Here is a 24,510-nt window from a genome sequence, read left to right on the forward strand (position 1 = left end):
ACTGATTTATTTGATATTTTTTACTATATTTTCTTTTACCGCTTCATCGTAAACGGCTTTTGCCACAACAGACGCAACATCTTTATCCAAAGCGGACGGAAGGATATTATGTTCATTCAAGTCCTCTTCTTTAATAAAGTTTGCTATTGCATGAGTAGCCGCTACTTTCATTCCCTCGCTTATCTTAGTTGCATAAGCGTCAAGAGCTCCCCTAAAGATACCCGGGAATGCCAAAACATTGTTGACTTGATTTTCAAAGTCACTTCTTCCCGTTCCGACAACCCTTGCACCTCCGCTTTTAGCCACGTCGGGCATGATTTCAGGGGTAGGATTTGCCATGGCGAAAATCACGGCGTCACCGTTCATGCTCTCCACCATTTCTTTATCCACAAGGTTACCCTTGGAAACACCGATGAATACATCGGCATTTTTTATAACATCTTTAAGTGTTCCCTCTTCCTTATTCGGATTTGTAATCTTACTCAGTTCCTTTTGAACGTAGTTGTTATCTTTATCTTCTTTTACCACTCCGTTTATACCGCATACGATAACGTTCTTTGCTCCCAGATTTATAAGCATTTTTGTTATCGCATATCCCGCTGAACCGTCTCCGTTTACCACGATTTTTATTTTATCTATATCTTTCTTTACTATTTTAAGCGAGTTTATTATACCCGCTCCCACAACTATGGCAGTCCCGTGCTGGTCGTCATGAAATACGGGGATATCCAGCTCGTCCTTGAGCCTTTCTTCCACTTCCACACACCTCGGTGCGGAAATATCTTCAAGGTTTATCCCTCCGAACACGGGAGATATGAGTTTAACTGTCTTTACTATATCCTCTACGTCAGTAGAATCTATACATATAGGAAAGGCATCAACATCACCGAATTCCTTGAATAAAATGGCTTTGCCTTCCATTACAGGGATAGAAGCCTTTGCTCCTATATCCCCAAGCCCCAAAACGGCACTTCCGTCGCTTACCACACCCACCAAGTTCTTCTTTGCGGTGTACTTATATACATTATCCTCATTTTCATGTATCTTTACACAAGGCTCGGCAACGCCGGGAGTATAAAGTAGCGATAGATCTTCGCTTGTCTTTACTTCCTTTTTGCTTACTACTTCTATTTTGCCGCTTAAATCTTCATGCAGTTTAAGTGATTTTTCTTTTACATCCATATTACGCTTATTACCTTTCTATTCTCGATATCTTACCTAAATTTTCAGTGTCATAATCTTCGGACAAAAATCCTTTCAGACTTTCATCCGTAAATATACTTTGTATCATATCTATCAAAGCCTTATCCTCACAGTTTATTATAAAATCATTTTCCTTTACTATTATAGGGATAAATTTTATACTCTTATGATTTTTAACTTCTCTCTCACTGATAAAACATATATCTATTTTATCCTCAAGAAGTGCCGACAGCAAGACTTTTTCGTTCTTATATACATTTTCTCCGAAACCTTTTATATCGCCGTGATTTATATTCTTTGCCTTTAAGAGTCCTTCCAAAGATGACCTTGAAAAAGTATTCTTCGGTAAATTCCCTATCTTTACGTCTTTACTCACCAAATCCGTAACGGAAACTATTTCAAGATACTTTTTATTTGTGGCAAATCCATACCTCTCGCTGGCACCCTCTATTATCACTTTCCCCTTATTCAATTCCTCTTTAAAGTAATCGAATTTATTCTCAAAGTCTTTTAGGAAGTATTCCCTGCTTTCGATATAGCTTTCCGCCAAAGACTTATCCTGTGAAAGCACAAGGCTTATTTCACTTCTTTTATTTTCGGAGAAGTTTGAAAGACTTGTATTAAAATGATTTTTCCTGCCTGTGAAAAGTATGTTCTTATTTATGTCTTTCCTGTCTTTTAAAAGGTGTATTTCCAAACTTTCCCCTCTGTTTAAAAGTGTCTGTTTTTCCTTTGATATAAAGTATCCGTCCGCCTTTAAATAATCCGCTGCCGAGTTTACTTCATATATTGGAAGTGCATAATAATTTTCGTTATATAAAAATAAATTCACAAACACAAAATCCTTACAGTAAGGACTTGAGGGCGTATCGCTTAAAAGCGCAGCATATAAAGTCTTATCCTTTTTTGTATCGGTCACTGAAAGCTTTGAAATAAGTCTCGATACAAAACGGTCATATATCATAATGGCGGAGATGTTATCCCCGGGGATACCGAATACCAATGCGTTTTCTATTTTCCCGAGAACAAAACCACTCCCCGGATTTATCCTCACTCCTCTGAAATAAACTCTGCCGAGTTTAGACATGGTATCGAATGTATAGTCGTTATTACCTTCCCCCGTCTTACCAAGTATCAAAACCGCATCGGAGGACATAGCCGCTGACTTTATGACCCTTTCAAAGTCCCTTTTATCTTCTTTTAAGGGATCCGATATATTTAAATCAACTCTTTCCAAGTTCATTTTTCCTTTTAAGATGATCGAATCGTTATCCGAAGTTTTATTTCTTCTGTCACTCACCATATCTATCGTAGGGATCATGCTTACTCTCGGTTTTCTGTAGACTTTGACTTTTTTTATACCCGAAGCAATGAGTACTCCCGCCTCTTCGCCGTTTATCAAGGTATCTTTATGATATAAAAAGCTTCCTTTTAAAGTATCTTCGCCCTTATATTTTATATTCTCGAACATAGACGGATAGTAATTCAAATACAAAGAATATTCTTTATGAATGACTTTTTTCTTATCTATCACCGCATTGTATTTATCTTCTACCCTATCCCCTTTGTTCACTTTTTTATAATCATCTATCTTTAATAAAGCACCTTTTTTACTTAAGTCCTTTATGTTTATACTTACTCCGTCTTTAAGTGCATAATTGAAGCTCGGAACATCTTCCTTTATATATAAATCTTCGCTTAATACCCTTCCCTTTACATCAAAAACAGATACCTCTTCGCTTTCCAAGCAAGGCATGCCGTTTAACAGTTCGTCAAATAATTCATTCAGTTGTTCAAAAGATATGTCCTTTAGATATTCCATTTTATTTCCTTTACACAAGAGTTACTTTTACGCCTTCGTCTTTCTTTATCTCGTCTTTGTCTTTAGGTATAAGTATATATCCGTCTGTATTACTTAGAAATTCGCTCAACAGACTATCGTCTTCTATTATTTCAAAATAATACCCGTCATCTCTCTTTTCAAGTATTACAGGTTTGTATTCATTTATACCTTTCTTGGAAGGAACGTTATAAATGCTTCTCGCCTTTATGTAAGGTTCATTTTCTTCTATATTTAAAAATCCGTCTATTACGGGTCTTACGAATACATTATAAAGTAAATATACATCTTTGGGATTTCCGTTTAAAAAGAATACAGGGGTATGATCATAATTCATTATCAAAGTATCTTCTCCCGGAGAAACCAGTATCTCATCCGAGTAAACTTTATTTTCCCCAAAAGCCTCTTTATAATCAAAAGAAGAACTTACCGTAACGATAACAATATCGCATTCATCGCAAGCCTTTTCAAGCACCTTTGCCGAACTCTTCTTATCCACTATCCCGTAAGGAATATTGATCACATTCTTGTTTTCAAGTTCTGCCGATAATATATATGAATTCAAATCTATATCTTTATCCTTTTCGGGAGTCCTTACGACAGTTATATCTTCCCCGAAAGAAATGACACCGACTTTTATTTTCTTATAGACTTCCACCATGAATTCGTTAAGGCTTGCAAGAAGACCTATATTAAGAGGATTTAATTTCGTATCTTTCTTTAAGACCACGTCCCCGCTTTTTATCTTTGAGCCTTTGAACGAAACACCGTGCCCCTTTGCGATTTCTCTGTTTACCGAAATGACAGCATCTTTTTCTTTTACATATTCTATATCGATAACGCAGTCGGCACCCTTTGGAAGAGCCTCCCCGCTTATAACATATTTTGCTTCATTATCATTTATTTGCTCTTTACCCGATATATCGAGATTTATGGGATCATAGTAGTCCGCACCGTAAAGACTTTCATGATTTAGGGCGTATCCTTCGATTTCCGCTCTGTCAAAGCTCGGGATATTCACTTTGGAAACTATATCCGATGCCAAAACATGATTTAAGCTGTCTTCTATCATAACTATATGAGAACTTTTTTCCCTATTTTCAAAGTCCTTTTTTATTTTATTCAAAACATCATTCACACTGTCGGCTTTAATCATCTTTTTCTCCCAATTTAAGTTAAAATATACACTTTTTTACAAAAAATCATATTAAAAAATTATAGCATAATCCCCTTTTAATTACAACATTGAGAGGGGTTTCTTTTATAAAGAAACAAAGCTCTCAGGGGCTCTGCCCCTAAAACCCCGCAAAGTTTTTTCCTAAGCGAAAAAATTTTGAGAAAAACGCTTCCGCTGCGCGGTGCTAAGAGCTTCGCTAAAAAAGATATTAAACTTACGATAGATATTCACCCGCATATTACCTGAAAAAGCTATTAGATTTAATCGGAGATAACGCTTTATATATAAGGGGCGGGTAACGACTGGTTATCATATAAAATCCTATTTTTATTTGAAGAATTCAAATGCTTTCATGTTGTCACCTTAACGGCTTTTAACGTGACTGCATTTTCTCAGAAAATCTACTCGATTTTTCGGGAACAGTCACTACCCTTAAGTATTAAAACAAGATTTTCAATATTTTAGTTCAGTCCGCCGCACAGCTTATAAACCTTCGTGGAATAATACTAAACTTAGCTAAGTCATTTACCCGCATATTACCTGAAAAAGCTATTAGCTTTAATCGGAGATAGCGCTTTATATAAAGAGCGGGTAACGACTGGTTATCATATAAAATCCTATTTTTATTTGAAGAATTTAAATGCTTTCATGTTGTCACCGTGACGGCTTTTAACGCTTCTCGATGACTGTTTGCTATTTAGAAGAAATAAGCATATTTTATTTATAAAATATGTTCAGTCGTTAGACTGATTAACAACATGAGCAAATTTACTTTAGTGATATTTACGAATTATTGAGAGACCCCGCATTTCTTGGAATAGAAGTTATCCTACCCCAATTTACATTAAAAGTTTTATATTATATTAGAGATAATAGCTTTTTCAGGTAAATAGCGGGTGAATGACATCAGTAAGTTAAAGATCTCTTTTGCCGAAGGCTTTAGCACCACGCAGTGGAAGAATTTTTCTCGAAGTTTTTTTCTTCGGAAAAAACTTCGTGGGGTTTTTAAGGGGAGAAACCCCTTCTATGTTTCTTTCTTAACAAAAAGAAAACAAAAACTCTTCATTGAAGAAGCGAAAAGTTCAAAGTATAATTAAAGTTAAGATAATTTCTTTAGGGAAATTATCTTTTTTTATATATATTCAAGAAAGAAGGTGAAGAAGTGGAAAAAGAATATTTAATAAAGAATTTCGAAGGCGGGCTCAACGATACACTGGCTCCCATATATCTTGAGGACAACTGCCTTAGTGAGTGTCAGAATGCAAACTTATCTTTTGACGGAGGGATAGGAAAAAGGTCGGGGACGGATATATATCTCCATAGGCTCCTCAAAGATAAAAATTTTGCGGATGACAGTGAAGATGAGCTGATCGAACTAAAAGACGTAAGGTTCATATTCGCAAAAGAAGTCATGATAAACGGATACAACAGGATTTTCTTTATAGCAAGATATGTCATACCAAAGGAAAGTCTTCCGGATAAATATTATTACTTGAACGTGTCAAATTATTACTTCGGTTATATCTACGCGGATAAAGATTTTGATGTTGAACTGGAAATAGAAGAATTCAAACCATGTCTGATAAAACAGAATGAAATGGTTCATTTCTACGATAAATTTTACAGGGCCATTACCGATAATTACATAATAGGAAAAAAAGTAAAAAGAAAAGACAATGACGGGAAATGGAGCATGGATCATACGGATGATATGGAGGGATACTGCTACGAAGTGTACGACACCACGGGAGAAAAAGACTCTCACGGAGAATACATCATAGACGAAACAAAGCCAGACTTTTCAAACGAAAAAAAGTGGGAAGAATTCTACGATAATCCCATTCATCCGCTGAAAGAGGAAAGAGGATACTATATATTCGCAAGGGATTATGAACTTATCAATAAGGACATATCCGATATAAGTTTCGCTCAGACGGAAAAAGGATTATATTTTTCATTCAACGGAAAGTTCTACAGGATATCGGGGTTTGACTTTACCAGTGACGAGGGTATCAAATATATCGTAAAGAACAGTATAGTTAAGGTAAATCATGAAGAATCAAGCGAGAGTGTTTACGGGAAATATTATTTAAGCTTAAAGGAGCAGAAGCTTATAAATCTTATTACCGCGAACTATAACGATACTTCGCTATGGAAAGAAATAAATATCGACAAGTACAGAAGCGAAGTCCCTATGGGTATCGGAGATTATGACTATACTTATCTAGACGGTACCGTAAACAAAATATATATGGGAGAAGTCATTCTGGCTCCGAGATATTATAAAAAATACGATTCTGCCTCTAAAAAGAACATATGGGCAAAAGATACTTCAAAGCTGTTCAGGTATAGAGCGAAAAGGGATATAATGGGATTTGACAGCGACGGAAATCAGATATCTTTCGGTTTATCAAACCTCAAATACTACGACACTTCCCTATTCGACAACATCTCAAACAGGGCAACAAAATACGACGAGGACGGAGACGGAGAAACCGACGACAATATATCCCTGGACGAGGTTCAAAAATGTACGATGATGATATACCACCCTTACAGCAAGAGGATATTCGCCGCAGGGCATCCCAAAGACAAAAAGGCGGTCTTTTACTCTGACCCGGGCGAATTCAACGTGTTCAGAAGAAGCTCAACGCTCTATCCAGCAAGCACCATAGGAAATGTCACCGCAATGACGGTAATAAAAAAATATCTATGTGTCAGCTACGAACAAGGCTGGTACATATTCAGCGGAGGTAAGGAAGAATACCTTGACGAATTCGTATGGCAGCCCCTTTCACTCCCCTACGGAGCTTTGAACAACAAATGCGTAATATCCACCCCCTGCTCTTTTACATTCTTTACAGGAAACAAAATAATAGAAGTAAACGACCGGATATTTGCGGATATAGGCTCTTTGGAAGCACTTAGCATTTATACCAAAATCATAAGCGACGGCAAAGTAAATACCTCTCTTAGCAATATAAAAAACAAAAAACTCTCTGCCATGGCGTTTAATAACGGTAAAGTATATTTGGCTTTCAATGACGATAACGAACTGGACTATGCCAATAAACTCATGGAATACGATTTTGAAAAGTCAACGGGATTTAATATAAACACAGGACTCGTTATTTATTATCTGTTCAATAAAAACAGTAAGCTTTTTATAGGAAGCAAAAACTATATAATTGAAACGGATATATTTAATAAAGAAAACTCCAGAGGACTGAGCGACTTTGACCCAATCAAAAATAAAAGGGTACCCATAGAATTCAAAGTCGTATCAAAACCATACGATTTATCGGAATTTTATAAATACAAACACCTAAAAAGAATAATGCCCATATATCTTCAGAATTATGACATGGAAGGCGAAAGCAATTTAAACATAAAAATAACCGGAGAAGACACAAAAGAAATAAGTCTTGACTTAAATTTATCGGATAGTTTGATTTGGGGAAGAAAATGGGGTAATATTTGGGGATTTTCTGATATAATGTATAAGTACATAGAAACAGATCTTACAAGTATAAACTTCAAATTCTCACTTTATCATAATTCCTTCGACGATATGATGATACTCCTCGGTTTCGGGTTTATTTATGAAACACTTAAAAGCGAAGTCGGATATTGTGCGGGAGATGAGCAAAAGCTCATGATATAAGAAAATATTCCTATTCTTACAGATATTACATAAGAAATATTCTATTTTTTATTGCAATAAAGTTTTAATAAATATATAATGACAAGTAGAATTTTATCATAGTTTATCGGATATTAGGATAAAATCATGTTCGTTGTATTATAATTACCATTACACGGATATATCGTAAGAGGTAATTATAGAATAGTATGCGTTATACTATATATTATTTTACTATAAAAAAATTAAGAGAGGTACGAAATTGGCTAATATTCAAAACATAATGGATACATATACCAGCAACATGGAAAATTTGACTTTACCTGCCATTGCGACGAGGGATTTATCGTTAATAACAGGAATGAACGCTAATTTTGATGTGGCGAGAAGTGCTTCTTTAATGGCACTGGAAGAAAGTGTAAAAGAAGAAAGCATGATAATCCTTATCGCGCAAAGAGATTCGGATAAAGACGAAATCGAAATCGAAAATTTAAGAGAAGTCGGAGTTTTGGCAAAGATAACAAACCTTATCAGACTTCCATATAATGCTATCAAAGTTTCAATAAAAGTCTTAAACCGTGTTAAGATAAATAAATATGAACAGCACGACCCATATTTGGTTGCAAGCGGAGATATAATAAATTATTCAAACGATAATCTAACGGATAAAGAAGTGGCAATGACCAATGTATTAAAAGAAAAATTCTCGGAATTTTCTTCTTTAAAAATGACGGGAAATGACTTTGAAATACTTTCATTTTTAAATAACATCAAAAATCCAAACGAACTTATCGACATGATGCTTCCGCCCCTTGGCGTGGAATTTGATAAATTCCAGGATATCCTTTGCATTTTAGACAGCGAAGAAAGATACAAAGAAGTATATAAGATAATCGAAAACAGGATAGTTGTCCTATCCCTTGAAAACGAGATAGAACAGGATGTCAAAGAAAAAATGGAAAAACTTCAAAAAGAAGTTTATCTAAGAGAAAAAATAGAGATTTTGCAGGAAAAACTTCAGGACTCCGACGGGAGCGGTGCAGGCAGTAACTATTTGGAAAAACTTGAAAAACTTCCCATAAAAGAAGAATTCAAGGAAAAAATAGAAAAAGAAATCGATAGGCTCAAACTCATCCCCGTAGGTTCAAGCGAAGCCGGGGTGATACAGACTTATATCGAAACCATACTCGACTTACCTTGGGAAAAAGAAGAAAAACCCGACATCAATCTAAAAGAAGCACAGAAGATACTCGATGAAGACCACTACGGCTTAAAAGAAGTAAAAGAAAGGATAATCGAATACTTATCCGTACTTAAACTTACCGATACCTTGAAAGGACCTATAATTTGTTTGGTCGGACCTCCGGGGGTCGGAAAAACTTCCATAGCAAAGGCGATAGCAAAGGCTTCGGACAGAAAATTCGTAAGGCTTTCCGTAGGCGGAACCAGAGACGAAGCGGAGATAACAGGTCACAGAAGGACATATATCGGAGCTATGCCGGGCAGGATAATAACGGGGATTGCTCAGGCAAAAAGCAACACTCCCCTATTTTTGCTTGATGAAATAGACAAGATAGGTTCCGACTTTAAAGGGGACCCTGCAAGTGCATTACTGGAAGTACTTGACCCGGAACAAAATTCAAATTTCTCCGACCACTATCTCGAAATCCCATTTGATTTATCGGAAGTATTATTCGTGGCGACCGCGAATAACATAGCTACTATACCTCCTGCACTTTTAGACAGGATGGAAGTTATAGAGATACCGGGATATCTTCCAAAGGAAAAAGTGGAAATCGCAAAAAGACACCTTATCAAAAAAGAAATGGAAGAGCATGGGCTTACAAAAGAAAACCTTTCTTTCACCACGGCAGCTCTTACTAAAATCGTTACGGATTATACCTTAGAATCCGGAGTAAGACAGCTTGAAAGACTAATCGCCAAGATATGCAGGAAATGCGCTAAGAAAATCGTAGCTGATGAAGAAGGTAAAATCGAAGTTACAGTGAAAAACCTCCATGAATTTTTAGGTAAAGAACTCCTTACTTTCGACAAGCAGGGAAATAAAAAACATGTGGGAAAAGTAACGGGACTTGCTTATACCAGCTACGGCGGAGATACTTTGAAAATAGAAGCGGTCATAACCGACGGTAAAGGTCATATCGAGCTTACGGGAAGCCTCGGTGATGTAATGCAGGAATCTGCAAAGACAGCTCTTACATATGTAAGGACTATCGTTGACAAGCTGAAAGTAGATAAAGATTTCTATGAAAAGAAAGACATACATATCCATGTTCCCGAAGGGGCGACACCGAAGGACGGTCCGAGTGCGGGGATAACCCTTGCAACGGCGATAATTTCCGCCCTTACAAAAATGTCGGTACCGGAAGATATCGCCATGACCGGCGAAATAACACTGTCGGGAGATGTGCTTCCTATAGGAGGACTCAGAGAAAAACTTCTTGCGGCATCAAGAGCAAGAGTAAAGAAAGTGCTTATTCCAAAAGAAAATATCAAGGACCTTGAAGAAGTTCCCGATGATATAAAAGATACTTTGGAAATAGTACCTGTAAAACACATGATGGATGTATATAAAATAATATTCAAAGAGGACTGAAAATGATTATAAGAAGCGCCGAAATACTTACAAGCGCCGCAAAGTTCAACCAGCTGCCTCCCGAGGACAAGCTGGAGATAGTACTTATCGGAAAATCCAATGTCGGCAAATCCAGCTTTATAAATAACTTACTGAACAGAAAATCTTTAGCCAGGACAAGTTCCGTTCCGGGAAAGACCAGAACTGCGAATTACTATATAATAAACAATGAATTTTATATAGTCGATATGCCGGGCTACGGGTATGCTAAAGTATCCAAAAGCGAGAAAGCGACTTTCTCCAATATAATAACCGATTATTTAAAGAAGAGGAATGCGGATTTTATAGTATTCTTCCTTGTGGATATAAGGCATAAACCAAGCGAAAACGACATAAAGATGTATAACGAGATACTGGATAATGATATATACCCTGTCGTGGTTTTGACAAAAGCGGATAAGATAAGTAAAAACAAAAGAAAACAAAATATAGACCTCATAAAAAAGACTCTCGGCTTGGATGAAGACGATAAGGTGATAATTTTCTCTACCGAGGAAAAACTGGGAAGAGATGAAGTATGGGATTTTATTGAAGGATTTATTTAAAAGGACTGCCAAAAGGCGGTTCTTTTTTAATTATTAGAAATTCAGTGGAATTATATAGACTGTCACCCTCAAAAACTTTGGTAAGTTCCTTTTCTGCACTCAACTTCATTTTGACTATCGAAAATTTCTTAAGAAGTGTTACCGAATTTTGTTATATATCAAGTAACATGATATGCTTCATATCTAAAATCAACCTTTATAACTAAATCAAAGTGAAATGATAAAAGACTTTAAATTTCAGCAGTCAAATAAACCTTTAAACTTTCTAAATCATTCATTCAATTATATTAAAAAAATCAGTTTCCTAAAATGATAAAAATACTTATAACTGCAATAAACTATTAAAAAAATCTATAAGTAAGGACTTTATTCGCAAACAAAAAGAGCCTTAAACAAATCATGTTTATCGGCTCCTTATAATAAAATAAATTAAATTTAACCCATCCATCTTTGAAGGACTTTTATCAAATGTTTTACATTGATAGGTTTCGCAACATGTTCGTTCATGCCTACGCTTCTGGCTTTTCCTACATCGGTTGCGAAGGCATTTGCGGTAAGTGCGATGATAGGAACGGTCTTTGCGTCTACCCTGTTAAGCGAACGTATATCCTTTGTCGCATCGTAACCGTTCATAACCGGCATTTGTATATCCATGAGTATTGCCCCGTAATCACCTACGGCTGACGCTTCGAACATTTCGACCGCTCGCTTTCCGTTCTCAACTGAGTCCACTTCTATCCCTTCCATTTGAAGGAGTTCTATTGCTATCTCACGATTCAAATCATTGTCTTCGGCAAGCAGTACTTTCTTATTCGACAGGTCTGCATCATTTTTTTCTTCGTATTCCGAAGATATAAGATTACTGTGAGTACAGAACAGCTGAAGTACATGAAGCATTTTTGATTTAAATAAAGGCTTACTCAAGAATGCGTCCGCTCCCGCTTCAAGGAATTCTTCCTCTATCTCGGAATAATCGTAAGCTGATATTATAATGATGGGAACATCATCCCCCAAATTTTTCCTTATGGCTTTTAATGTTTCAAGTCCGTCCATTTCGGGCATTTTCCAGTCTAATATGACCGCAAAGAAATCGTCTCTTCTTTCATGAGCATTTATGACGCTTAGTATGGCTTCCTGCCCCGAAAGTACCCAGTACCCTCTCATACCCAGTTCATCGAGAAGTGCACTCGCGTTTTCGCATACTATCTGGTCATCATCGACTACCAGTACGGGAAGACCTACGAGCTCTTCATCACACATTTCTTCTTCGTTTTGTATCTCCATTGGAACCGAAACGACAAATTTACTTCCGACACCGAGAGTACTTTGAACTTCTATGATCCCGTTCATCATACGTACGATATTATCCGTTATCGCCATCCCGAGCCCCGTACCCTGTATCTTGCTTATACGAGAATCTTCCGCACGGGAGAAAGGCTCGAATATATGAGGGATAAAATCCTCCGCCATACCTATGCCGTTATCTATGAATATAAATTCATACTGACCTAAATTATCTATCGCAGAAGACAGTTCATTTATCCTGAAAGTGATAGTTCCGCCCTCGGGAGTATATTTTATCGCATTTGACATCAAATTCAAAAGCACCTGCTGAAGCCTGTCACCGTCTGCGATCACTTTTTCATGTCTGACTCTGCCTACACTCATCTTAAGCTGCTGATTTTTCTCTGCCACCAAGGGTTTACAAATATCCGCTACATTTTCCACAAGCTCCGAAAGGTCTATCTTTTCAAGCATTAAATTGATTTTACCGCTTTCGATTTTCGACATATCCAAAACTTCGTTTATAAGACTTAAAAGATGTTTGCTTGATATGTTTATTTTATTTAGACAGTCCCGGACTTTATCCGGCTCATTTGTATTCATCTTAGCAATAGCAGCCATTCCCATTATAGCGTTCATAGGAGTACGTATATCATGGGACATGGAAGATAAGAAATTCGTCTTTGCTTCATTGGCGACTTTCGCCGTTTGATAAGCGTCCTCCAATGCAATACGCTGTCTTTCCTGCTCCATACGTTCCTCTGTCACGTCCATTCCGAGGCTGTAGAAAGAAGGTATCCCGTCCCAGCTGTCTTTTTCGGATACGTAACATAGGGTCATTGTCAGATTCTTGATACTTCCGTCGGAGCGGATAATCCTTATCTCGGTAACGGTGCTGCCATTTGTTTCTTTTAATTCATCCAAAACGGGAATGATTTTTTTATAATCATCGGGATGAACATATCCGCATTTGGATTTTAATTTGGTTTCGAATTCTTCTTCGCTGTAACCTATAAGGTTTAAAAAGTCCGCACCGTACCAAAGGATAGTTTCATAATCCCTTGCATCAAGCCTTACAAAACCTCCGGGAAGGGTCCTTAAGATAACTTCCCTCTCTTTATCTTTCTTTGCAAGCTTATACTCCGTACTGTACATATCATATGAAAGCTCTAGCCTTGCTCTTCTGCCCTCCCAGTTTATGATACGATTTTTTATCATAAACGTACGTTCCAGCACAGGGTTATCGAATTCCCATTCATAAAACTCTTTGTCGTTTATAATATCATTGGTGCAGAAAGGACAAGGGGAAGTCCTTCCCTGTATCACTTCATAACATTTTCTGCCTACCATACTCGAAGCAGGCTGTTTCAATGTCTCACATGCGGTCCTGTTCAAATACAGCAGTTCGTAGTTATCCATATCACTTATATAGATATTGCCCGCATATTCCTCCATCATAAATTCAAAGCTATTTGCCTTTTCCCTGCATACTTTGGCGGTCTTCTTATATTTATCCACCATATCCGTTACATCAGAAAAAACAGCATATACAATAGGTACATCATGCTCTTCGCTTTCTGTTACGGTCGCTGTAATGCGGAACCATTTGAAACCTTTATCCTTTAAAGGAAGACGGACAGTAACCTGTACCGATGCTTCCCCTTTTTCATAATTAGATAATAAATTCCCACTTAAAACAGTAAAATCTTTGGGGTAATCTTTGTAATAATGATACAAATCCCCAAAGATAGATTCAAACTCTTTTTTTGTATAATTTATATTCTTATAAAAATCATCGTTAGCCCAAATAACAGTTAAATTTTGATCTAACTTAAAATTCAATATACTTATATTCATTATATTCGACAGCACATCCTTTTCTCCTCCCACATTCAGAGGATTTTTATTCCACGGACCGAATTCATGCTGGTTTTCCATATCGTTTCTCCCTTATTGTTTAATACCTTACAGCAAAATACGACAAATTATATATGTGTATATTATATATTCATTTGGCTTTAATATCAAGGATAATCGTTTTATTCCGAAGTATTTAAAATTTAATTATGATTGATATAAGAATATTTAAAACAAATAAAAAAAGATGATGATTTCATCTTTCTTTATTTAAATATTTGTTTGTAAATCGTTTTATAAAGTATATCCGGCTCTATAGGTTTTGCGAGGTGTTCGTCCATTCCCGCATCTATGGAGCATTTTATATCTTCCGCAAAAGCATTTGCCGTCATTGCGATCACAGGTATACTTTTGCAGTCCTCTTTATTCGATTCCCTTATCTTCTTACAAGCCTCAAGCCCGTTCATAACGGGCATTTGTATATCCATAAGCACCGCATCGTAATGGTAAGGTTCCTTATTTAAGTACATATCGACGCCGATTTTCCCGTTTTCGGCACACTCTGCATAAATACCTTTTTGTTCCAGCAATGTCTTTGCTATCATCAGATTGAGTTCATTATCTTCGAAAATGAGTATCCTCTTACCTTTGAGTTTATTTAAGTCAAACTCTGTTTTCTCTTCTTTATCTTCCATATCCTTAACTATATCCACTTCCAGCTCAACCGTAACGCTCGTGCCCTTCCCCGGTTCGCTCTCTATATATATCCTGCCGTTCATAAGCTCAACTATCTTATATACTATGGAAAGCCCCAACCCCGTACCTTCGGAAGTATCCCCTGCCTTTTCCTGAGTAAAAGGTTCAAAAGCATGAGCTAAAAATTCTTTGCTCATTCCTATTCCCGTATCCCTAACGATAAAACGCTTCTTTATTTTATCATCATCTTTGGACAGGTGTTCTATTATCAAATCTATCTTTCCCCCTTTCGGAGTGAATTTAACGGAATTTGAAAGAAGATTTAAAAATATCTGATTGAAGCGAAGCCTGTCAAGCATGACACATTTTATATCCACCTCTTTGCATACTATATCAAAATCTATATCATTTTCACTGCACTGCTCTTTTATGATGCTGTTTACAGTATCCAAAAACTCGGATAAAGTATAAGGCTCGGGATGAAGCTCCATTTTATCGCTTTCGATTTTGGACATATCCAAAACATCGTTTATAAGAGACAACAAATATTTTCCCGACTGATTTATCTTATTTAAATAATCATTTACTTCTTCTCTTGGGATATCATCATTCAAAGCCAAATAAGAAGAACCTATTATCCCGTTCAGTGGTGTTCTCAAATCGTGACTCATCCTTGAGAGGAATTCGGATTTTGCGGAATTTGCACTTTTTTCTTCATTGAGTTTCGCTTTAAGGCTTTCCTGTTCCAAAATAGAATTCATATATGCTTTATAAGCCTGACGCTGTTTGTCAAAAAGTTCCATATATTTTCCATGAAGATTATTGGCAAGAAGATATGCGGTAATATTGATGATCACGACCTGAAGATAATAATAAAAAGGAATATCCTTCGCATATAAACATGCACATACATTCACTATTATCGAAACCAAATAAATAAATCTCAAATCGTTCTTTTTAAGTATGGGAGCACATATCAAAACCCCTGCAAGGACAACGCAGTTCAGAGGGATTAGAGACATTGAAGCATCTCTGTATAAAAACGGGAAAACTCCGATTACAAGAATGCTCCAAAACAGTTTATATATAAATGATATATTTTTAAAAGACGAATTCCTTTTTATGACCAAAATAAGTATCAGGAATATGACCGCAGACAGTGATAACAAAAACGTACCGCCCCATAAAATACGCTGGACGTAAAACTGCGGATTAAATAAATTAATGATTTGGAAAAAAAGTATACATACGCATACAGAAGCTATCCTCTTTAGATTTATCTTTTCGATTTGGTCATCTGAAAAATTTTCCAATTTTTCATCACCCTTAAAGTCATTATTTCCCATTTTTGATTTTTTCCCTTAGCTATTTAATAAAATTAATTAAATAAGTATACCATATTATAGTAATAAGCTCAAATAAAACAGCCTTTAATATACGCTTATTCAAATATACGATACATCATTTATTTTGAGCTAAAATGTATGAAAAACGGCTTGAAAACTTACTTGAAAATTATTTTCAAATAATGGTTTCATTTCTATTGATTGTCTGATATAATTCTCAAATAAGGTATAAAAATAATATTAAGATTTTAAAAGGACTTTATATAAACAAAATTGTTTATAATGGGTAAATGATTAAATGGAAAGTAAATTAAAGCTTAAATTATCTTACACACAAATAATTGCACTTGGATTTTTCCTGACAATTTTAGTAGGCGGTATACTATTGACGCTGCCTATATCATCACGAAGCGGAGAGTTTACTCCGTTTTTAAATTCTATTTTTACAGCAACATCCGCAACATGCGTGACGGGGCTTGTAGTCTTTGACACATACACTCACTGGTCGATTTTCGGACAAATAGTTATAATATGTTTGATACAAATAGGCGGTATAGGTTTTATGACCATTATCACCATGTTTTCTATATTCCTAAAGCGTCAGATCGGACTTCACGAAAGAAGGCTATTGATGCAGTCCGCGGGAAGCATGCAGCTCAGCGGAGTGGTTAAGCTCATACTTCGTATAGTAAAGGGAACGATATTATTCGAAGGTCTTGGAGCGATACTACTGTCAATAAGATTTATTCCCGAAATGGGATTTAAGGTAGGTATATATAACGCCGTCTTCCATGCCATATCTGCATTCTGTAATGCGGGATTTGACTTGATGGGAAGATTTAAACAGTTCTCTTCCCTAACTAGATATTCCGATGACATAATAGTGAATATCACCATAATGTCGCTTATAGTCATAGGCGGTATCGGGTTCTTGGTATGGAGCGATATAATAAAAAACAAATGGCATGTAAGAAGATATGAACTTCATTCAAAAATAGTCATATCCGCTTCGGCTATACTTATATTCGGCGCGGCAGTCTTATTCTTCTTATTCGAAACCAAAAACGGAGTGCTCGTTCACTCTTCAATGAAAGAAAGTATATTAGCGTCACTGTTCCAGGCTGTAACGCCGAGGACCGCAGGTTTTAACACTGTAGACTGGGCAAGTATCACACAAGGGACCTCAATATTTACGATAGTTTTAATGCTTATCGGCGGAAGTCCGGGCTCGACCGCAGGGGGTATGAAAACCACTACCTTGGTAGTTTTGGTTATGAGTGCGGTGGCTTCTTCAAGACATAAAAACAGCATAACCATATTTAAAAGACGTCTTGACAACGATACGGTCAAACAGGCAAGCGCGGTATTCACATTATATTTTATCGGATTTTTAATAGGAAGCTTACTCCTATGCTACTTTGAGAACCTCCCTGCAGTATCCATAATGTTTGAAGTATCTTCGGCAATAGGTACCGTAGGCTCCTCAATGGGTATAACCACTACACTGTGCGCCGCTTCAAAATGCGTCATAATCGCACTGATGTATGCGGGCAGAGTCGGAGCACTTACACTTATGTTAACACTTGCAGCAAAGAAAAAATGTGCGCCTGTCGAAAGACCGGCAGAAAAAATACTAATAGGATAGTTTACAACAGAAAGGATATATTAATATGAAATCAGTACTTGTAATAGGAATGGGACGTTTCGGAAAGCATTTATCAAAGAAAATGCAGGAGTTAGGAAACGACGTAATGATAATAGATAAAGACGAGGAACTTATTTCGGAATTTGCTTCGGACTTCACGGACTCACAAATCGGAGACTGCAGAGTGGAAGGTGTATTACAGTCCCTCGGGATAAATAATTTCGATATTTGTTTCGTGGCCATCGGAGAGGACTTTCAGGCTTCCCTTGAAATCACTGCACTGCTTAAAGACTTGAATGCGAAATGGGTAGTAACAAAGGCGAGAAGCGATATTCAAAAGAAATTACTAAAAAGGATAGGTGCGGACGAGGTAGTATATCCGGAAAGAGATACTGCGGAAAAGCTCGCCATAAGATATAATGCTAAGAACATATTCGATTATATACAGCTGACCCCGGAATACTCCATTTACGAAATACCTATAATGGATCTATGGGTGGGAAAGAACATGTCCGACCTTGGAATAAGAAAAAAATACAAAGTCAACATAATCGCAATCAAAAACGAAAATATATTAGACCCTATGCCTTCTCCGAACTATGTGTTCAGAGAAAACGACCATATAATCGTTATAGGCAAATCTTCCGATGTATTCAAACTTACATCACTAACATAAACACTAGGGGCACCGCCCCTTTCACCCCGCCATTTTTTGCTTGTCCAAAAAATGGATAAAACGACCCCGCTGGGCGCGGAGCCTAAGCCTTCGGCAAAAGAGATCTTTAACTTACGATATTCATTCACCCGCTATTTACCTAAAAAAGTTATTAACATTAAAGTAAGACACTATGTTCAATGCCAATGGGGTGGGAAAGCGACTGTTTCACAAAATGCGGGCAGCATTTTGTAGAAAATCCAGTCGTTTTAAGCCTCCGCGGCTTGAGCGGAGATTTTTTGGCACTTTTTAATCTTTTAAAAAGTGCCGGGGTTTTAGGGGCAGAGCCCCTAGGTATTTTTTAAATAATCCACCAAAACCTCACTGTTATGTCTCATGACCCCGTTTATCTCTCTCGCAAGGTCAAGACCGGTGAATTTATAAAGACTTTTCATCTCATCGGTTATGTTGGCTTCAACTACATCTGCATGTTTTTTCTTATATCTTTTTATTACGTCTTCGTCCAAAACCGTAGTACTGTAAATCACTTCATCAAATATCTTACATCCTCTGGGGATATGTTTATCTATTTCCGTAACATGCTTCCATACATCAAATCCGTCCGTTTCTCCATGCTGGGTCATTATATTCGCCACAAAATACTTCTTAGCTTTTTTATTCTTATCTATGGCATAAGGTATATCTTTGATAAGCAAATTCGGTATTATGGAAGTATAAAGACTTCCCGGACTTAAAATGATTATATCAGCATTCTCTATTTTTTCCACCGCATAGTCATTAACTTTCGCATCACTAGGAGTCATGAATACTTTTTTTATCTTGGAACGCATTTTAACGGCCTGCTTCGGTATCTTGGACTCTCCGTTCACGACCGCAGTGTTATCAAGGAGTGCACAAAGAGTTATATCATCATTCTTCGATACCGCAACGACTTCTCCCTTTATTGCCAAAACATCGCTTATATCCTTTATCGCCTTTGGGAAACTTTCGCTTATTTCATTAAGTGCCGCCAAAAATAAGTTCCCGAAGGAATGTTTCTTTAACGCTCCTTTTGTAAAACGATATTCCATAAGCTCCGTCATGGTAGATTCGTCTTCGGCGAGCGCCGTTATACAGTTACGGATATCCCCAACTGCCAAAATGCCCAGGTCTTTTCTCAGTTTACCCGTGCTTCCTCCGTCATCGGAAACGGTAACTATAGCGGTTATGTTGTCGGTATGCTTTTTAAATTCCTTTAAAAGAACACTGTTTCCCGTTCCCCCGCCGATTATGACGATATTTTTATCTTTGAATTTCATAAAATCACCTGCTTAATACTGATAGTTATCTTTGCTTATATCTCTGTGCTCTTCCGTAACGATATATCCTTTTTCTTCTATCCTCTTAGCCAGTTCGCTCGCTATTGCGACAGAACGGTGTCTTCCCCCTGTACAGCCTATCCCTATTACAAGCTGAGCCTTTCCTTCTTTAATATAATATGGGATAGTAAAGGCGATTATGTCCTCCAGCTTATCCATGAATTCTTTGCTTTCATCAAAGGAAAACACATAATCCGATACTTCCTGATTTTTCCCAGTAAGAGGCTTCAACTCTTTTACATAAAAAGGATTCGGAAGGAACCTTACATCATAGACTATATCCGCATCGTGCAGTATACCGTATTTAAATCCAAACGAACTTATATTGATACTGAATTCGGAAGATATATCACCGGTCTTCCCGTAACAGTCATGAAGTATTTTTTCGAAGTCCCTCTCTAAAAGCTTGGAAGTATCTATTATAAGGTCTGCCCTCTTCTTTACCTCTTCCATTGATTTTCTTTCTTTTTTTATGGCAACTTCTATCCTGTCATTTCCCGATATAAGATGTTTCCTTCTATTCTTTTTATACCTTGAAATAAGTACGTCATCGTCTGCATCGATATATAAAACGTCCGCACCTCTTTCATTCTTTAAGCTGTCTAAAATTTCATCTATATCATCGAAGAAAGCACTCCCCCTCACATCCAAAACTATTGCTATATTCTCTGTTTTTGGTTCGCTCTTATCCAAAAGTTCGATGAATGTATCTATGAGTTTCGGCGGAAGATTATCCACGCAGTAAAACCCTCTGTCCTGAAAAAATCTTAAAGCCACACTTTTTCCCGCAGCAAGCATTCCCGCAACAACAATGATTTTCATATATTTTCTCCTTATGTTCAAAAGTCATATCCGTAATTTATAAAGTAATTATACTACGTCAAATGAAAAAAAGCAAAAAGGATAAGCGGTAATAAATTCTATATACATATTGATTTTAATAAAAAAACAAGTTAAATCATACAAAATCCCAATTTATCTAATTAAAACGAAAACAATTAATAAATTTTTAATTGATATATCACCGTTATTTCATATTTATGTGGTAGGTTAAAGGTAATAAAAACATTTTTCGACAAATTATTTAAGAGGCATAAAAAGAGGCATAAAAAGAGGCATAAAAATGAAAGAGGTTATTGATTTTATTATGAAAGGACTGGATATTTCATATATTTACGAAGACGTTATCGTCCTCGTTTGTATTTTATTGTCTCTTATTTTGATAATAGTTTTTATTAAGAAGTTTATAAAGAGTTTTAAATGATAGAAAGGCGCTTATTTATAGCTTTACAAATATTGTCTTATTTGTGAACCTATATGAAAGCACCACATTAAAAAGTTGATTTAATATCATTATTATATAATATAGGAAAGATTACATGATTTCTTCTTTATTATTATTTTATCTTATTCATTTGATTTCCAAACAAAATATTATATTTAAACGAGCCGAACAGATAACGTATTTTATAGGTTTTCATCAATAAAATTCAAAATATTTTCATGAAGCTGTTTTAGTGCAGTTTCTTCAACAGGATAGTGGCTACCGTCCTGCAAAATACTTATTTTCATATCCGCTTTTTTTATCCTATCCAAGAAAGGTTTACTCAAACATAAAGGCGTCCATTTATCTTTCTCCGGCTGAGTCAGTAAAATCGGACAGATATCAAAGTCTTCGGGAGATATTTCCGGTTCATACTGCATATAAGAATAAATAAACTTCATCGGAACTTTGTTACCTGCGGAGGAGCTATCTTTAAGTAATTCCTTCAGACACTATTCATTATTACACAGAGCGGACATCTTTGAACAAACCGACATTTTCATCTTTAATCCGCCAAATCCCAGCTTTACCGACATTCCCGCAAGAGGAGTCCCAAGGTATGCCCAAAAAGCATTGTTCGTAGTTGCTCGTCTAACTTCTTTACTTTTTTGGTCGAGAAAAGTCATACCTATGATACCTTTGATGTTGTGATTTTTGCAGGCAATATGATATGTTTCCATACCTCCCGCGGAAAGCCCGTAAAGGGAAATAGGACGGTCATCTTTTTTCAGTTCATGATTTATATAATCACTTCCAAGCTCTACCCAGTCTTCATAACCGATCACCGTATTTTTATTTACTTTTGTAACGCCGTATAAGGGCATATCTATTGCGATAACTTCATATCCGTCTATTGCAAGAGGTCTGCCGATTATCGTAGACATCTGACGACCGTTGGTACCAACACCATGAAATAAGATTATCTTGGCCTTTGCATCTTTATTCCTGAATGTATCCAAATGCACATCGTTTCCTCTCCAGTCCCAATGTTCTTCCTTAGGTAAAGGCTCTTCGTTAAAATGATATTCTTTTGGAAGAAAAGACATTATTTTTTCCCAATTATCTTGATTTGTATAGTTCATATTTACACCTCTTGATTTTATAAGTTTAAACATATAAACTTAATATCCGTTATAAAACGCCACCTAAGTGACGCTTTATTTTATTTCATTTGTTCTATATCCGTCTCGATTGAATCCGTTAATTTTTTTAAAAGCATTAACGCAGGTTTTAAATTTACTCTGTAATACCTCTCCTTGCCGTCTTGCCTGACCGTGACCAAATCAGCATCCAATAATAACTTCAAATGATGAGAAACAGCCGGGCGGGATAAAGAAAGTTTGTCTGTAAGCACAGTAACGCTTAATTCCCGATTATCAAATAAAAGCTGAGTTATTTCCTGGCGCCTCTTGTCCTGAAGCATTGAGAATATGGGAGCACATTTCTCCATATATTCCATTGTTTGTTTACTCATAAATTTCTCCCCAATATCATGTTTATATGTTTAAACATATATTACTATTTTTTCTAATATATTTCAATACTTAATATAATAAATTTTAAATAACTACAGATTTATTAACTATAATCAGATAAAAATGGACTATAAAGTGAAAAGGACTAAAAAATGCTTTTAACATTTTTTATTTTACTTGGATTACATTCAAAAATAAAAAAGGTATGTAAAACATACCTCCGATATTCTATATTACCCCCGCCAGCGGACCGTAAAACAAATATCCCAAAAATCCGGATATTATAATAAGGACAATGGGGTGCATTTCTTTGAATTTAAGCTTTAATAAGAGCACTACAGCTAAAATCATCAGCCCCGTATAGTTGGTAAGCTTTCCCTTCAATATGAATACAGAAGCAAAAATCGTCATTGCCGATGCGGCTATGGTCCCGACGACAGCCGGTCTAAGCCCCGCAAGCACCGCCTGCACATATTTGTTATCCTGAAAATTAAAGAAAAATTTACTTATCAGGATTATTATTATAAATGAGGGCAAAACCACACCCAGCGTGGCACTGAACGCCCCGATGAGGCTGCTGTGGTCGAAGCCTATGAAGGTAGCTATATTTATCGCAAAAGGTCCCGGAGTGGATTCGCTTATGCCTATAAAGTCGATGATCTCTCCGACTGTCGCCCAGCCGTGTGAAAGGACTTCGGTCTTTATAAGAGGTATCATTGCATAACCCCCGCCGAAAGTGAACAGTCCTATTTTAAAGAAGACAATAAATAATTCCATTACCATTACATATCCCCTCCCTTGATGATATTAAACCCATGAAATATCACTCCGAGAAGTGCGCATGCGATAAGGACATAAATGACGTTTATACTTGTAAATGCGGTTATGAGAAGTGAAGCAAAAAGCAGTATCATATTGAAATAATCCTTCTTTATGGGTTTTCCCAGCTTTAAAGCCGCTTCCAAAATCAGCACGATAACTCCCGCCTTTACTCCCGCAAATACGTTATTAACGATGATATTATCTTTGAACATATTAAAAATAATAGAAACTCCGATTATTATAAAAAAAGAAGGGACGACAACTCCGAGGGTGGCGAGGACTGAACCCCATACCCCTCCGATTTTATATCCCACGAATGTGGCACAATTGATTGCAAGAGGTCCCGGGGTACTTTGAGATATCGCCGTTATATCCAGCATCTCGTTTTCGTCTATCCATTTTTTCTTCTCCACGACTTCTTTTTGAAGCAGGGGTATCATTGCATAACCTCCGCCGAAGGTAAAAGCTCCGATGTTGGCGAAGGTAATAAATAAATCCAAGTCTTTGTTTTTCAAGTTCTTCTCCCCATATTAATTAAATCAATAAAATAGATTGGTTTTAACCTATTTATAATAAATTTTATTCTTGATATTTTTGACCTTTGATATGATGTATATACCCTATATCAAATAACTTAATGCTCTTTATCATAAGTCAATCAATATCTTTACAACACCATAAATACGTTTTTGATATTATACCATAAACTGCCATATTTACCCTCATATATAAGAAAATTTACTTTTCTTTTACACTGATATATATACGTATCACTTATATATACTTCTTGATTTTTATTCTTCAAGGCTCGAAATATTTTTAACTTAATAAACTTATATATAACAAAAAAATCCCGCCCCATATTATTTAAACATAAGGCGGGATAACTTTAATTGAAATAAAAACTTTATATTTATTAAAAGATAATAACTCTTTCGAAACATTATAACTATCGTTAAGAGC

The 24,510-nt window shown here is 36.3% G+C and carries 18 protein-coding genes; 6 read left to right on the forward strand and 12 right to left on the reverse strand.

Features of this window, described 5'->3' with window-relative positions:
- Positions 1-6: 6 nt before the first annotated feature.
- Genes ANASTE_RS02895 through ANASTE_RS02905 form a run of 3 tightly spaced genes read right to left on the reverse strand, consistent with a single transcriptional unit; the run spans position 7 to position 4,199 of the window.
- Positions 7-1,182, reverse strand: a complete 1,176-nt coding sequence (locus ANASTE_RS02895) for an NAD(P)-dependent malic enzyme (RefSeq protein ID WP_007049417.1) — start codon at positions 1,180-1,182, stop codon at positions 7-9.
- A 10-nt stretch (positions 1,183-1,192) separates the two neighbouring features.
- Positions 1,193-3,025: a substrate-binding domain-containing protein gene (locus tag ANASTE_RS02900; protein WP_039944661.1), complete on the reverse strand. Its 1,833-nt coding sequence runs from the start codon at positions 3,023-3,025 to the stop codon at positions 1,193-1,195.
- A 10-nt stretch (positions 3,026-3,035) separates the two neighbouring features.
- Positions 3,036-4,199, reverse strand: coding sequence for a molybdopterin molybdotransferase MoeA (locus ANASTE_RS02905; RefSeq protein ID WP_007049419.1), 1,164 nt, complete (start codon positions 4,197-4,199; stop codon positions 3,036-3,038).
- 1,183 nt (positions 4,200-5,382) lie between these two features.
- Here ANASTE_RS02905 and ANASTE_RS02910 point away from each other — a divergent pair.
- The 3 genes from ANASTE_RS02910 (at position 5,383) to yihA (ending at position 11,064) form a co-directional block, all read left to right on the forward strand.
- Positions 5,383-7,884 (forward strand): hypothetical protein, encoded by a 2,502-nt coding sequence (locus ANASTE_RS02910; RefSeq protein ID WP_007049421.1) that lies wholly within the window; start codon positions 5,383-5,385, stop codon positions 7,882-7,884.
- 241 nt (positions 7,885-8,125) lie between these two features.
- The gene (gene lon, locus ANASTE_RS02915) at positions 8,126-10,480 is read left to right on the forward strand and encodes an endopeptidase La (RefSeq protein ID WP_242648092.1); all 2,355 of its coding nucleotides are present in this window, start codon (positions 8,126-8,128) and stop codon (positions 10,478-10,480) included.
- 2 nt (positions 10,481-10,482) lie between these two features.
- Positions 10,483-11,064, forward strand: a complete 582-nt coding sequence (yihA, locus tag ANASTE_RS02920) for a ribosome biogenesis GTP-binding protein YihA/YsxC (protein WP_007049423.1) — start codon at positions 10,483-10,485, stop codon at positions 11,062-11,064.
- A gap of 435 nt (positions 11,065-11,499) precedes the next feature.
- Here the strand turns inward: yihA and ANASTE_RS02925 are convergent, their stop codons facing one another.
- Positions 11,500-14,286, reverse strand: coding sequence for a response regulator (locus ANASTE_RS02925; protein ID WP_007049424.1), 2,787 nt, complete (start codon positions 14,284-14,286; stop codon positions 11,500-11,502).
- A 185-nt stretch (positions 14,287-14,471) separates the two neighbouring features.
- On the reverse strand, positions 14,472-16,247 hold the full coding sequence (locus ANASTE_RS11240) for a hybrid sensor histidine kinase/response regulator (protein WP_007049425.1): 1,776 nt from the start codon (positions 16,245-16,247) through the stop codon (positions 14,472-14,474).
- A gap of 298 nt (positions 16,248-16,545) precedes the next feature.
- Here ANASTE_RS11240 and ANASTE_RS02935 point away from each other — a divergent pair, with 298 nt between their 5' ends.
- Positions 16,546-17,892 carry a TrkH family potassium uptake protein gene (locus ANASTE_RS02935; protein WP_007049426.1) on the forward strand — a complete coding sequence of 449 codons (1,347 nt, stop codon included), beginning with the start codon at positions 16,546-16,548 and terminating at the stop codon, positions 17,890-17,892.
- Positions 17,893-17,917: 25 nt separating this feature from the next.
- A complete protein-coding gene (locus tag ANASTE_RS02940; RefSeq protein ID WP_007049427.1) occupies positions 17,918-18,568 on the forward strand; it encodes a potassium channel family protein in 651 nt (216 codons plus the stop codon).
- A gap of 329 nt (positions 18,569-18,897) precedes the next feature.
- On the opposite strand, the gene ANASTE_RS02945 is transcribed toward ANASTE_RS02940, so the two are convergent.
- Together ANASTE_RS02945 and rapZ are read right to left on the reverse strand one after the other, a co-directional pair.
- Positions 18,898-19,866: a gluconeogenesis factor YvcK family protein gene (locus ANASTE_RS02945; protein WP_007049429.1), complete on the reverse strand. Its 969-nt coding sequence runs from the start codon at positions 19,864-19,866 to the stop codon at positions 18,898-18,900.
- A gap of 12 nt (positions 19,867-19,878) precedes the next feature.
- Positions 19,879-20,748 carry an RNase adapter RapZ gene (gene rapZ, locus ANASTE_RS02950; RefSeq protein WP_007049430.1) on the reverse strand — a complete coding sequence of 290 codons (870 nt, stop codon included), beginning with the start codon at positions 20,746-20,748 and terminating at the stop codon, positions 19,879-19,881.
- A gap of 301 nt (positions 20,749-21,049) precedes the next feature.
- Here rapZ and ANASTE_RS11885 point away from each other — a divergent pair, with 301 nt between their 5' ends.
- Positions 21,050-21,190 carry a hypothetical protein gene (locus tag ANASTE_RS11885; protein ID WP_007049431.1) on the forward strand — a complete coding sequence of 47 codons (141 nt, stop codon included), beginning with the start codon at positions 21,050-21,052 and terminating at the stop codon, positions 21,188-21,190.
- Between the two features lie 203 nt (positions 21,191-21,393).
- On the opposite strand, the gene ANASTE_RS12190 is transcribed toward ANASTE_RS11885, so the two are convergent.
- From ANASTE_RS12190 to ANASTE_RS02970, 5 genes are all read right to left on the reverse strand, one after another.
- Entirely contained in the window at positions 21,394-21,651 is a 258-nt protein-coding gene (locus ANASTE_RS12190) for an alpha/beta fold hydrolase (protein ID WP_242648093.1), read from the reverse strand.
- A gap of 51 nt (positions 21,652-21,702) precedes the next feature.
- Positions 21,703-22,332 (reverse strand): alpha/beta hydrolase, encoded by a 630-nt coding sequence (locus ANASTE_RS02955; protein ID WP_242648094.1) that lies wholly within the window; start codon positions 22,330-22,332, stop codon positions 21,703-21,705.
- A gap of 80 nt (positions 22,333-22,412) precedes the next feature.
- The gene (locus ANASTE_RS02960; protein ID WP_007049434.1) at positions 22,413-22,724 is read right to left on the reverse strand and encodes an ArsR/SmtB family transcription factor; all 312 of its coding nucleotides are present in this window, start codon (positions 22,722-22,724) and stop codon (positions 22,413-22,415) included.
- A 229-nt stretch (positions 22,725-22,953) separates the two neighbouring features.
- Positions 22,954-23,508 (reverse strand): chromate transporter, encoded by a 555-nt coding sequence (locus ANASTE_RS02965; RefSeq protein ID WP_007049435.1) that lies wholly within the window; start codon positions 23,506-23,508, stop codon positions 22,954-22,956.
- On the reverse strand, positions 23,508-24,062 hold the full coding sequence (locus tag ANASTE_RS02970; RefSeq protein WP_007049436.1) for a chromate transporter: 555 nt from the start codon (positions 24,060-24,062) through the stop codon (positions 23,508-23,510). Before ANASTE_RS02970 ends, ANASTE_RS02965 begins: the two co-directional genes overlap by 1 nt.
- Between the last annotated feature and the right edge of the window lie 448 nt (positions 24,063-24,510).

This window comes from Anaerofustis stercorihominis DSM 17244, from assembly GCF_000154825.1.
GTDB lineage: Bacteria > Bacillota > Clostridia > Eubacteriales > Anaerofustaceae > Anaerofustis > Anaerofustis stercorihominis.

What these genes read in the sequence shown, in the direction of transcription:
- ANASTE_RS02895 (WP_007049417.1), bottom strand. Translation starts at nt 1,182, where the DNA reads ATGGATGTAAAAGAAAAATCACTTAAACTGCATGAAGATTTAAGCGGC.
- ANASTE_RS02900 (WP_039944661.1), bottom strand. Translation starts at nt 3,025, where the DNA reads ATGGAATATCTAAAGGACATATCTTTTGAACAACTGAATGAATTATTT.
- ANASTE_RS02905 (WP_007049419.1), bottom strand. Translation starts at nt 4,199, where the DNA reads ATGATTAAAGCCGACAGTGTGAATGATGTTTTGAATAAAATAAAAAAG.
- yihA (WP_007049423.1), top strand. Translation starts at nt 10,483, where the DNA reads ATGATTATAAGAAGCGCCGAAATACTTACAAGCGCCGCAAAGTTCAAC.
- ANASTE_RS02925 (WP_007049424.1), bottom strand. Translation starts at nt 14,286, where the DNA reads ATGGAAAACCAGCATGAATTCGGTCCGTGGAATAAAAATCCTCTGAAT.
- ANASTE_RS11240 (WP_007049425.1), bottom strand. Translation starts at nt 16,247, where the DNA reads ATGGGAAATAATGACTTTAAGGGTGATGAAAAATTGGAAAATTTTTCA.
- ANASTE_RS02935 (WP_007049426.1), top strand. Translation starts at nt 16,546, where the DNA reads ATGGAAAGTAAATTAAAGCTTAAATTATCTTACACACAAATAATTGCA.
- ANASTE_RS02940 (WP_007049427.1), top strand. Translation starts at nt 17,918, where the DNA reads ATGAAATCAGTACTTGTAATAGGAATGGGACGTTTCGGAAAGCATTTA.
- ANASTE_RS02945 (WP_007049429.1), bottom strand. Translation starts at nt 19,866, where the DNA reads ATGAAATTCAAAGATAAAAATATCGTCATAATCGGCGGGGGAACGGGA.
- rapZ (WP_007049430.1), bottom strand. Translation starts at nt 20,748, where the DNA reads ATGAAAATCATTGTTGTTGCGGGAATGCTTGCTGCGGGAAAAAGTGTG.
- ANASTE_RS11885 (WP_007049431.1), top strand. Translation starts at nt 21,050, where the DNA reads ATGAAAGAGGTTATTGATTTTATTATGAAAGGACTGGATATTTCATAT.
- ANASTE_RS12190 (WP_242648093.1), bottom strand. Translation starts at nt 21,651, where the DNA reads ATGAAGTTTATTTATTCTTATATGCAGTATGAACCGGAAATATCTCCC.
- ANASTE_RS02955 (WP_242648094.1), bottom strand. Translation starts at nt 22,332, where the DNA reads ATGAACTATACAAATCAAGATAATTGGGAAAAAATAATGTCTTTTCTT.
- ANASTE_RS02960 (WP_007049434.1), bottom strand. Translation starts at nt 22,724, where the DNA reads ATGAGTAAACAAACAATGGAATATATGGAGAAATGTGCTCCCATATTC.
- ANASTE_RS02965 (WP_007049435.1), bottom strand. Translation starts at nt 23,508, where the DNA reads ATGGTAATGGAATTATTTATTGTCTTCTTTAAAATAGGACTGTTCACT.